An 11891-nucleotide genomic window follows, 5' to 3' on the forward strand; every position below is an offset into this window, starting at 1 on the left:
ATGGCAGATGCACCGGTAATGGACAGACCAGACAACACCAGGGATTCGGGTGATCGTGCATTCAGCGACCTTCTGTTCGCAGATTCTGGCAACGAGGGTTCCCGGAACGAATTCGATAACGCCGGTTTTCAGCTCAGAGGGCTGGAAGTCAACCGCCTGATCGACGCCGCTACGCCGTTGTTGGGACTGGTGATCCGGGTGCGCCGGCTGGTGGACTTTCGAGACGTCGAGAGCCTGTATCAGCAAGTAGTAGATGAAGTGGCGGCCATAGACCGGGAACTGATCGAACAGGGCTACGAGCGCCCGACCGTAGTCGCCTATCGCTACGTGCTGTGCGCGTTCATTGATGAGGCGGTGTTGGGCACGGACTGGGGCGCGCACAGCGTTTGGTCGCAGCACTCCCTGTTGTCGCGCTTCCACAACGAAACCTGGGGCGGGGAAAAAGTCTTCGCGATCCTCGCTCGCATGGAAAAGGAGCCGTCTCGTTACCGTGACATGCTGGGCTTCATCTACCTGTGCCTGTGCCTGGGTTTTGAAGGTCGCTACAAAGTGATGGAAAACGGCCGGGATGAGTACAACCAGATTGTCCGCGGCCTCTACGAGCAGTTGCGTGAGCTTCGGACGGATCGGGACCCGCAGCCGCTGGCGGATGCCTCCGCCAATGTCGCCCCGGCTCGCAACCGTTTGCGCAGCGGCCTGCCCCTGTGGGGCATTGGCGGACTGTTTATCGTCGCAATGACGGGTATTTACCACCTTTACAACATTGCGCTGAACGAACGCATCAGGGATGTGCTCAGCGTACTGGACCAACTACCGAAATAAGGATATCACTGTGATTCGGGTAGAACTGCCGGCGCTCATCGGGCGCCTAAACGACATTTCACGCCAGGCTCTGGAAGCCTCCGCCGCCCTGTGTATTAGCCGCCAGGGCGCCGAGATTACGCCCGCGCACCTGCTGTTCAAATTGCTGGAAACACCCTTTTCTGATGTGCGCCAGATTCTGGAACACACCGGCATCAACCACCAGCAGCTGCAACCACAGGTGGGCGATAGCCTGAACGGCGAAGCGCAATCCGCCGAGCCCTACCCGTCATTTTCACCTTTGTTGGTGGAGTTGATGCAGGACGCCTGGCTGCTGGCCTCCACCGAGCTCGGGCACACAGATCTGCGCTCCGGCGCGCTCTTCCTGGCGCTGCTGATGAGCGCCGACCGCTACCTGATGCCGCGAGTGGCCCAGGCCCTGGTGGACATCAACCGTGAACAGCTACGCAAGCAGTTTGATCGGCTGACCGAAGGGTCGGTAGAACGTCCGCAGCTGGCCGACAACGGCAGTGGTAAACCCGCTATTGAAACCGACATCGACCCGCTCAAACGCTACGCCACCGACTTCACCAAACTGGCCCGGGAACAGAAGCTGGACCCGGTGGTGTGCCGGGATACCGAAATCGACCAGATGATCGACATCCTCTGCCGTCGCCGCAAGAACAACCCCATCGTGGTGGGCGACGCCGGCGTCGGTAAAAGCGCCCTGGTGGAGGGCCTGGCGCTGCGCATTGTCAACGGCGACGTGCCGGACCGCCTGAAAACCGTCGAACTCTGGACCCTGGACATGGGCGCCCTGCAGGCTGGCGCCTCGGTCAAGGGCGAGTTCGAGAAGCGCCTGAAAGGCGTGATCGAAGCGGTCAAAGGCTCCGTCACCCCAATCATTCTGTTCATCGACGAAGCTCACACCCTGATTGGTGCCGGCAACAGCGAAGGTGGCTCCGACGCCGCCAACCTGCTGAAACCGGCCCTGGCCCGGGGCGAGTTACGCACCATCGCTGCCACCACCTGGCGCGAGTACAAGAAATACTTTGAAAAAGACCCGGCCCTGAGCCGTCGTTTCCAGCCCGTGGCCCTGAACGAGCCGACCCCGGGTGAAGCTGTGCACATCCTCCGTGGCCTGCGCACCGTTTATGAAAAGGCCCATCAGGTACTGGTCGCCGACAGCGCCCTGAAAGCCGCTGCGGAAATGTCAGCTCGTTACCTGGCGGGTCGCCAGTTGCCAGACAAAGCCATCGACGTACTGGACACCGCCTGCGCCCGGGTTAGCCTTAACCTGAGTACGCCGCCCCGTCGTCTCAGCCACGTGCGCAGTGAGTTGCACCAGCTGGCCATGGAACAGGAACTGCTGAGCCGGGAGCATACCCTCGGCCAGAGTGTCGACGCAGAACGTGAACAGGCGCTGGAACAGCAGATTGCTGACCTGACCGCTGAATCCGAAGCCCTGGAACAAAGCTGGAACGACCAGCGCGACCTGGTGGCCCGGCTGGTGGAAATCCGCGAACAGATGCTGACCGATGATCAGCCCTCGGCAGACGTGGAGGAAGGCAGCGCAGATCCCGAAAACGAGGAACGCCCGGACCTGAAAAGCGAGGCCGCCGCCATCGAACAGGAGCTGGCCGAGCTCCAGGCCGACGAGCCCCTGGTCCACGCTCGGGTCGACGCCCGCCAGGTCGCCGAAGTCATCGCCGACTGGACCGGCATCCCGGTCAACCGCATGACCACCGACGAACTGCAAAAAATCACCCATTTGCCGGCATACCTGCAGGCCCACATCAAAGGCCAGGACACCGCCATTGACTGCCTGCACCAGCACCTGCTCACCGCCCGCGCCGACCTGCGGAGGCCCGGCCGGCCCATGGGTGCCTTTCTGCTGGTGGGCCCCAGCGGCGTCGGTAAAACCGAAACCGTGGTACAACTGGCCGAACTGCTCTACGGCGGCCGCCAGTTCCTCACCACCATCAACATGTCAGAATACCAGGAGAAACACACCGTCTCCCGCCTGATCGGCTCACCCCCAGGCTACGTCGGATTCGGCGAAGGCGGCATCCTCACCGAAGCCATCCGCCAGAAACCCTATTCCGTGGTCCTGCTCGACGAAGTCGAAAAAGCACATCCGGAGGTCCTCAACCTGTTCTACCAGGCCTTCGACAAAGGCGAACTGGCGGACGGCGAAGGCCGGTTGATCGACTGCAAAAACGTGGTCTTCTTCCTCACCTCCAACCTCGGCTACCAGACCATCGTGACCCACGCCGAAGTACCGGAAAAGATCGAGGAAGCCCTGTACCCGGAATTGGCCAACTTCTTCAAACCAGCGTTGCTGGCCAGAATGGAAGTGGTGCCCTACCTGCCGCTGGGCGAAGACACCCTCAACCGTATCGTCGCCGACAAACTCCAGCGCCTGGCCGACCAGATCAAAGCCCGTTACCACACCGAGGTGGAACTGGAAGCCGGCCTGGTAGAAGCCATCCGTAGCCGTGCGACAAGAAGCGAAAACGGCGCAAGGATGCTGGAGTCGATCATCGAAGGCGAACTATTGCCACCGGTATCCCTGGCGCTGCTGGAGAAGCTGGCGGCAAGAGAGCCGGTGACCAAGGTTACTCTGGGTGTCGAAGAAAACAAATTCACAGGAACCGTCGCTTAACGCCCAGGCTAACTGAATCGTAGCGCACCGTGGGGTTGAGCGTTCCAAAACCCTGCGGAGCCATGGATGGCGGAGCGGAGCGTACACGGACGTATTCACAGCGTGTTTTGGAACGCTCAACCCCACGGTGTGCGGGCGGCAAACGAGAGCGGAGCGTACAAGGATGTATTCACAGCGTGTTTTGGAAAGCCACCCCGCAGGGTGCGCGGGCGACGATCTCCTAAGTCATTATTCTGGAATGGAAAGCATGGGAAGAATGCAGAAGGAACTGCACACCGGCATAGACCTGGCGGTGGCACTGATCAAACAGGACACTCTGCCTGCGTTGCTGAACACCGCCACCAGCCAGCTCCAAAAAGCCTTCGGCCTCACCAAATGCTGGGCCCTCGAACTCGATCTCAGCGGCCGAACCCTGCATTGTGGTCAGCTCAGTGACACCAGCGAATTCGACTGCGGCGACTTCAGCCATCCGTTTGCCCACGTATTGCAAACCGGCCAGCCCAGAGAACTCACCCGCGCCGCCAGCTACCGCCTGGACCATCCCGGCTTCCAGGCCCTGTTCGACGCCAGCGACCGCCCAAGAAGCCTCTGGCTTGAGCCCCTGTCCGGACAAGACGGCCGCACCCTCGGCATGCTCGTACTGTGTGGCGAAGACCCCGACTGGCAGAACATCGTCGGCCAACCCCTGTACACCGGCATCAAACACCTGCTGGTGCATCAGTGGATCAGTCAGCTGCAAAGCCGCGATCAGGTCTGGCAACGGCGCCTGCTCAAACGCTCCCTCGACCACCTGCACGACGCCGAAACCCTGCGCCAGCGTTGCACCCAACTGGCGCACACCCTGGTCGGCAACTCCGACGCCATGGTCAACCTGCGCACCCAGGTGGTTCGCGCTGCCGGCAGCCAACTGTCGGTACTGATCCAGGGCGAAACCGGCTGCGGTAAAGACGTGGTGGCTCGAGGCATCCACGATATGTCCGAGCGGGCCAATGGCCCCATGGTGGTGGTCAACTGTGCCGCCATCCCGGACACCCTGCTCGAAAGCGAACTGTTTGGCCACACCAAAGGCGCCTTCTCCGGTGCCGATCAGGCCAAAGAAGGCCTGTTGGCCCAGGCCAATGGTGGCACTCTGTTCCTCGACGAAATCGGCGACATGCCCATGGCCCTGCAATCCAAATTGCTGCGGGTGCTGGAAAGCCGTCAGTTCCGCCCCCTAGGCGCCCGGGATGAGCAACACTCCGACTTCCGTCTGGTGGCCGCCACGCATCAGCCCCTGCAGCAAGGGATTGAAAACGGCATTTTCCGAAGAGACCTGTTCTACCGTCTCAGTCAGTTTCCTCTGCGGGTCATTCCCCTACGCGAACGCACCGAAGATCTGGAAGCCCTGAGCCGCCATTTCATTCGCCTGTACACCGCGCGCGAAGGCAGTGGCCCGCTGGGCATCAGCAGCCACGCGCTGCACACCCTGGCAGGCTACAACTTCCCCGGCAACGTGCGCGAACTGCGCAACATCGTGGAGCTGGCCTGCCTGCAAACGCCGGCCGGTGACGACATACAGCCGGAAGTGCTGCGCCTGGACGATCTGTTCGCCGATATGGGCCAGTCCCTGTCGGCCGAGGTTGAGCCCAAAACCATGGAGGGTGTGCCGGTGGCTGATGACATCCGTGATCTCAAGGCGGCCGCCCAGGCTTTTGAAGCCGCCATCATCCGTGAACGCCTGCGCCAGTACAGCGGTAATCGCGCTCAGACCGCCGAAAGTCTGGGCCTGCCCAAGCGCACCCTGGCCCATAAATGTCTGAAGTATCAGGTAACCGACGTATGACCCTGAAAGACCGAACCCGACGCCAGCTGTTTGGCCTGGCGTTGCTGGCGGCCAGTGGCCCCGGCCTGGCCGACCTGCGCCTGAGCGAAGCCGAAACCTGCACCGAAGAGCCCAACCGGCTGGAACGGCTGGCCTGCTTCGATAGCGTGTTTGCCACGCCCCTGGCCCGCTACGAGAGTAGTCAGCGACAGCCCCAGGTAAACCAGACCGAGCGCTGGCGCAGAGCGTTTGCCCAGGCCGGCGGCGAAGATGCCTCTGGTGTTATCTACCGTAATACCGGAGCTGCGGCAGGGCACCTGGTGACCATCAGTGCGCTGGGCGTTCAGCCCCCGCGGCCGGTCCTGGCGCTGCAGTGCCACAACAATATTACCGAGCTGACCGTCATGTTGCCGGAGCCGATGGAGCGGGAACGAGTGGACGTGACCTTGGGGGCTGAGCGCGCCCACTGGCGAGTTCGGGATGAAGGCCTGGTGGTCAGTGCCGGCCGGGGCTTGCCGGCGATCCGCATCGTGCAGGGCATCGTTCGCCAGCAGGATGTCAGGCTGAACGCCAGCGCCCCGGAGCTCGACGGATTGTTGTTTGATCTCACCGGCTACGCAGAGGCCATCCAGCCACTGCGTCAGGCCTGTGGCTGGTAAGGGGGTGAGTATGCAGGTTATTGAGCAACATCCTTACGTTGAACAGGTGCTGGCGGTGATCTCGGGTGAGTCCGGGGTGGGTGAGAGCCTGGACGATGACAGCATTCTCGAGTTTCTCGAAGATGAAGTGATGAAGGTGGGCTCGCTCGCCCACAACGACATCAACTGGCACAAGGTTGAAAGTGAAGCCCTTAAACTGCTGGCGGACCGCAGCAAGGACCTCAAGGTACTCGGGTTCCTGATGCTCAGCCTCCAACGGGGTGGTGACGGCGAGCGATTTGTTCTGTCGCTGCTGTTGCTGAATCGGGTGCTGGACAGCTGGTGGGAACAGGCCTGGCCGTATTCGGGTGCAAAAGGCCAGCGGCCCCGCAAAATGCTGTTCACGCAGATGATGCAGCGCGCTATCAAGAGCGTTGAAGGTCTCAGCTTTGATGCCAGTGTCGGTGATGGCCGGCAGTATTGCCTGGATCTTCTCGCAAAACTCGATGCCCAGGCCAAGGATCGCGACTTGCCGGACGACCCGCTGTTTGATCTGAAGCGAGCGGTCGAAAAACTGCCGAAGTCGGATCCGGGGGCGGCCAGCCAGACGACATCTGGACCTCGACCGGCAGAACGTAGCGAGAGTCAGTCTGCATCATCGGCCAAACCTGCCAGCACGGCCTCGGCGACTTTGGGTAACCTGACGCTCGATCCCGGCAATGAACGGGCAACCCGGCAGAGCTTACTGAAGGTCGCTGAATTGCTGACCACCACTGACCCGGAGACCCCGCTGGGTTACCAGATGCGTCGCTATGCCATCTGGCAAAGCATCACCAGCTTGCCGCCCACCCGGGACGGCAAGCGCACCGACCTGGCCGCCGTGAGCGCCGATCGGGTTGCCGAGTATAAAGAAGCGCTGGATAAGACTCCGGATATCGAACTCTGGCAGCGCATCGAACAAAGCCTGTCGGTCAGCCCATTCTGGCTGGATGGCCACTGGTTGAGCGCTCGCGCGGCGTCGGCCATGGGCAAAAATGACTGCGCGGAAGCCATTCGCGAGGCCCTGAAAGCCTTCGTTGAACGGCTGCCGCAGCTGGCGGAGCTGACGTTTAACGACGGCACCCCGTTTTTGAGCGAAGCGGCGGCAGACTGGACGTTTACTGCTCCGGTGTCGGCCAAGGGCAACGGTGGCGGAGCCAACCCCTGGGAGCAGGCGCTTGACGGAGCAGTGGAACTGGCCCGCCAGAACAAGCTGCCAGCGGCTCTGGAGCTTCTGGAACAGGGACTTTCCGATGCCCGGGAGCCCCGAGAGCGCTATTACTGGCGCTTGAGCACCGCCAAACTTTTGAAGGAAACCGGCTTGAAAACTCTGGCCGGGCAACAGATTCAGGACTTGAAAAAACAGGTCCAGGGACTGGTTCTCGAAGACTGGGAACCCGGCCTGATCAAACAACTGGAACGACTGGCGTAACGCCCGCACGCATCAAACGCAGGAATGGAAACCATGTGGAGAAAAGCCTTACTCATTGGTCGTTGGCTACTGCCTCACCTACGTAACGCCGCCCCGGTCACGTTGACCCTGGCGATCATCGCGCTGTTGGTGGCCACCTGGTGGCTTGGCCCCCGGCTGGAAATTGCTGGGGAATACCCGCTGGTCGCGTGGCAGATGCGGGCCCTGGTTACCCTGGGCGTTGTGCTGCTGGTTGTGGTGTTCTGGGGCATGGCTCTGGCCCGCCGCCTGGGCAAGGTCAACAAGGCCAAAGCCGAGGAGCAGCAGGAACAGGAAGATCCGATCCTGCCCATGGAGCGCCGTCAGCAACGGCTGCTGGACCGCCAGTTGCAGGCGCTGAAGAGCAATCTGCCCGGTCGCAAAGGGCTGTACCGTTTGCCCTGGTATCTGGTGATGGGCCTGGAAGGCGCCGGCAAAACCAGCCTGATTCAGCGCGCCGGGCAAACCTACACGCTTACCAACGTTACCCGTAACAACCGTGGCGACCGCAATCCGTTCGGTTTCGACTGGTGGATTGGCGATAACGGCGTACTGATCGACCCGGATGGTGAACTGCTGAGCCAGGGCGAGGGCGCCACCGGCGAAATCCAGAATCGGCTGTGGAACCACTTCATCGGCTGGCTGGAACGCAGCCGCCCGCAGCGTCCTCTGAACGGGGTCATCCTGGCGGTGGATCTGGCGCGCCTGAGCACGTCCAGCGATCAGCAACGGGAAGCCCACGCCATTCTGTTGCGCACCCGCCTGCGGGAATTGATGGAACAACTGGGCTCCCGCCTGCCGGTCTACATCACCTTCACCAAAATGGACCTGATGTACGGTTTCGCGCCGTTTGTGCGTTCGCTGTCGAAAGCCGAAAAAGACCAGGCACTGGGTTTCACCTTTCGCCTCGACAGCCAGCAGGATCACGATCAATGGCTGGAACAGTTTGCCGATCGCTACACCGAGATGGTGGACGAGCTGGGCCAGCGCCTGCCGGATGTGCTGGCCGATAACCGCGACAGCGAAGACCGGGCCGCGGCCTACTCCTTCACCCGTCAGCTGGCGGGCCTGAAGCCGACCATGGAGCAGTTCCTGACCGATCTGCTCTCGGCCGATGCCTTCTCTACCCCGGCGCTGGTGCGCGGCACCTACTTTACCTCGGTGCTGCAGGAAGGCGTGCCGGAAGACGCCTTTGTCGCCGCGGCTGCCCGCAACTATCAGATGACCGGTCCCATCCAGCCGGCCCAACGCGGTGGCCAGTCGGCCAGCCTGTTCACCAAGGGCCTGTTCCCCGACGTAATCTATCCGGAAGCCGGCTTGGCCGGCGACAACCGTAAAGTGGTAGGCCAACGCCAGCGCAAGGTTGCAGTTGCGGCGGTCGTCGCCCTGTTTGCCGGCGCCGGCATCACCGCCGGCTGGCAGCACTACTTTGTCCAGAATGCCGAGGCCGCCACGCAAGTGGAAAACCGGGTCAAGTCGTTCCTGAACAACTGGCAACCGGTGGGCTATGAGCCCGACAGCACCGGTCGCAACCTGCTGCAGCCGCTGGACGAATTGCGCGAAGCCACCCTGGCGTTCGGCGACTATCGCAACGAGTGGAGCCTGGTGGCCGATATGGGCCTGTATCAGGGTCACAAAGTCGGGCCGGAAGTGGATGCCGCCTATGTCGACATGCTGGCGTATCAGTACCTGCCGGCACTGATGTTCGGTGTTATGGAAGACATGGGCCGGGCGCCCGACAACAGCACCGAACGCCTTGAGCATTTGCGGGTACTGCGCATGATGTACGACGCTGGCGGCCGCCGTACCGACATTGTGGCGTCCTACATGCGCGACTATTGGCAGAGCCGTTTCCCGGGCCAGCGCGACGTGCAGAACCGGCTGTATGGCCACCTGCAATACGCCATGGCGCACACCAACCTGGCCGGTATGGCGGCCGACGGTGACCAGACCGCGACCATGGCGCTGGCACCCTTCCGCAGCAGTGTGCAGTGGGCTCAGCACGAGCTGGGTCGTATCAGCACGCCGGATCGCGTCTATCGGGATCTACAAGCCGAGGCCAATCGCGATTTCCAGACACCGCTGGAACTGGCGCGCAGCTCAGGGCCGGCGTTCACCACGGTGTTCAACCGCATGGACGCCTACGGCGAGCCGCTGCCGGAAGAGTTGCCCTCGGCCGAAGATCCGTTGTCCATCCCGGCCCTGCTAACCCGGGACGGCCTGGAGAAATGGTTCCTGCGTAAATCCGGATCGGTGACTGAACTGGCCCTGGTGGATGCCTGGGTGCTGGGTCGTCGCAACGATGTCGATTTCAGCAAGGCCGATGAGGCGGAACTGCTGGCCAGCCTGCAAACCCTCTACGCCGAGCATTACGCCAGCGCCTGGCGCACCGCCGTCAGCCGGGTCAATATCAACAGGTTTGAGGACCTGAATCACGGCGTCCGCATTCTGGAAAGCCTGACCAGTGGCCACGAGCCCCTGGCCCGTTTGCTCGACCAGGTACAGGCCAACACCCGCCTGATCCCCGTCGGTGAGGGCGAAGCCGAAGCCACTCGCCGGCTGCTGGAACAGTCGCCGCACTTTCGCATGCTGCAGGACATCGAGCGGCAGTTTGCGGACCTGAACCGGCTCACCCGCAAACAGGGTGACCAGCCTTCGGGCCTGGATGAGATCATGCTGATGGTGGGTGAGTTGCACGAGTACCTTCGCAACATCCAGGAATCGCCAGACGCCGGCAAAGCCGCGCTCAGCGCCGCCCGCGCCCGCATGGGCCTGCAGGGCGCCGACCCCATTTTCACCCTGCAGCGGATGTCCAGTCATCAGCCGGAACCACTCAACCGGGTCCTGAACCGATTGGCCTCGGAGAGCTGGCGCGTGGTGCTGGACCGGGCGGTGGCGCAGCTGGAGCGTGAGTGGTACCGCGAGGTGTACCAGCCGTTCCAGCAGAACCTGGCCCGCCATTACCCGTTCACCGCCGGTGCCGGCCGCGATGCCGCACTGCAGGATTTTGAGCGCTTTTTCGCCCCGGACGGCATTCTGGAAACCTTCTACAACGACAACCTGAAGCTGTTTCTGGAGGACCATCCCGAGCACGTGGGCGATGCCCGCCGGGCCAGCCTGGTCCGGCGTGATGTGGTGGCGTCGCTGGAGCGCGCCAAACAGATCCGCCAGGCCTTCTTCACCCGCAGTGGCGCCCTGGATGTCGAGTTTGCGCTCGAGCCCCTGAACCTGACCAACAACAAGCGCCGGGCGGTGGTGAACATCGATGGCCAGCTGGTGGAATTCTCCCATGGCCCGCGCCAGAGCATACCGCTGGTATGGCCCAACACCCTGCGGGATTCGGCAGAGAGCCGCATCACCCTGGTGCCGATCCAGGTCAATCGCTCACCCCGCAGCATTTCCGAGAGCGGGCCCTGGGCCCTGTTCCGGTTGCTGGATAAGGCCGACATCGCCGGGGTCAGCGGCAGCGCCGTCGACGTGAAGTTCAATGTGGACGACGGCGAGATGCGATATCGCCTGCATGCGGCCAGTAATACCAACCCGTTCACACAGCAGCTGCTCTCGGGGTACCGCATACCCCGCAGCTTGTATTAAACTGTGCGCCGTCATTCCGGGCCGATGTGCCCGGAATGACCGGAGCCTGCGCCTGGATGGTGCTGGCTGAAACGGACACGTTCACTCTTCAGGGACCGAAGTCATGCCCCAGGCAAGCGGATTGCAGTTTACCGCCCGTGTAGGCGAATTCCCCTCAGATCATTTCGTTGTTGTCGGCTTCGCGCTGACCGAAAGCCTCTCCCGCCTGTTTCACGGCCGCTTGCAGCTGGCCAGTACCGATCCGGACGTGGTGGCCACCGACATTCTGGAGCAGCCGGTGGATCTGGTAGTGTGGCAGGACGGCGAGCCCCTGCGCCGCTTCACCGGCGTGGTCAACGAATTTGTCCGGGGTAACACCGGCCACCGCCACACCGCCTATGAGGTGGTGATCCAGCCCCCGCTGTGGCGCCTGGGCCTGATGCACAACAGCCGCATCTTCCAGACTCAAACGACAGACGCCATCGTGCGCACCCTGCTGGAAGAGCGGGGCATCATCGACACCGTCTTTGACTTCAAACGCCCGCCGGAAGAGCGGGAATACTGCGTCCAGCACCGGGAATCCGACCTGAAATTTATCGAACGCCTGGCCGCCGAAGAAGGCTGGCATTACCGTTACCAGCACGGCAGCGTGGACGGCGAAGAACAACCGGCGCTGATCATCGCCGACCACCACGGCGACGCCCCGAAACTGGACCCGGTGCCCTGCAACACCCAGGCCGGCGGCAGCACCAAACAGGCCTGCGTGTTCAGCTTCGCCTACGAAGAACGCATCAAAGCCGCTTCGGTCGCCATGAAGGACTACACCTTCAAAAACCCCGCCTACGCCCTGATGCACGAACAAAGCGCCGGCAGCCCGAACCACCGCGAAGACTATCAACACTACGACTACCCCGGCCGCTACAA

General features: G+C 62.2%; 7 protein-coding genes. All 7 read left to right on the forward strand.

The window, feature by feature from the left end:
* Complete coding sequence (icmH, locus tag C7H08_RS04025) at positions 1-822, forward strand: type IVB secretion system protein IcmH/DotU (RefSeq protein ID WP_106670489.1); 822 nt, start codon at positions 1-3, stop codon at positions 820-822.
* Between the two features lie 10 nt (positions 823-832).
* A complete protein-coding gene (gene tssH, locus C7H08_RS04030) occupies positions 833-3466 on the forward strand; it encodes a type VI secretion system ATPase TssH (RefSeq protein WP_165793924.1) in 2634 nt (877 codons plus the stop codon).
* A 256-nt stretch (positions 3467-3722) separates the two neighbouring features.
* A complete protein-coding gene (locus C7H08_RS04035; RefSeq protein WP_106670491.1) occupies positions 3723-5288 on the forward strand; it encodes a sigma 54-interacting transcriptional regulator in 1566 nt (521 codons plus the stop codon).
* Entirely contained in the window at positions 5285-5926 is a 642-nt protein-coding gene (gene vasI, locus C7H08_RS04040) for a type VI secretion system-associated protein VasI (protein ID WP_106670492.1), read from the forward strand. The genes C7H08_RS04035 and vasI overlap by 4 nt, the downstream gene beginning before the upstream one ends.
* A gap of 10 nt (positions 5927-5936) precedes the next feature.
* The gene (tssA, locus tag C7H08_RS04045; protein ID WP_106670493.1) at positions 5937-7376 is read left to right on the forward strand and encodes a type VI secretion system protein TssA; all 1440 of its coding nucleotides are present in this window, start codon (positions 5937-5939) and stop codon (positions 7374-7376) included.
* 24 nt (positions 7377-7400) lie between these two features.
* A complete protein-coding gene (gene tssM / locus C7H08_RS04050; protein WP_106670494.1) occupies positions 7401-10988 on the forward strand; it encodes a type VI secretion system membrane subunit TssM in 3588 nt (1195 codons plus the stop codon).
* 103 nt (positions 10989-11091) lie between these two features.
* On the forward strand, positions 11092-11891 hold an 800-nt coding region (gene tssI / locus C7H08_RS04055; RefSeq protein WP_133169815.1), incomplete at its 3' end, for a type VI secretion system tip protein TssI/VgrG.

This window comes from Marinobacter halophilus, assembly GCF_003007685.1.
In the GTDB taxonomy this organism is placed as follows: Bacteria; Pseudomonadota; Gammaproteobacteria; order Pseudomonadales; family Oleiphilaceae; genus Marinobacter; species Marinobacter halophilus.

What these genes read in the sequence shown, in the direction of transcription:
- icmH (WP_106670489.1), top strand. Translation starts at nt 1, where the DNA reads ATGGCAGATGCACCGGTAATGGACAGACCAGACAACACCAGGGATTCG.
- C7H08_RS04035 (WP_106670491.1), top strand. Translation starts at nt 3,723, where the DNA reads ATGCAGAAGGAACTGCACACCGGCATAGACCTGGCGGTGGCACTGATC.
- vasI (WP_106670492.1), top strand. Translation starts at nt 5,285, where the DNA reads ATGACCCTGAAAGACCGAACCCGACGCCAGCTGTTTGGCCTGGCGTTG.
- tssA (WP_106670493.1), top strand. Translation starts at nt 5,937, where the DNA reads ATGCAGGTTATTGAGCAACATCCTTACGTTGAACAGGTGCTGGCGGTG.
- tssM (WP_106670494.1), top strand. Translation starts at nt 7,401, where the DNA reads ATGGAAACCATGTGGAGAAAAGCCTTACTCATTGGTCGTTGGCTACTG.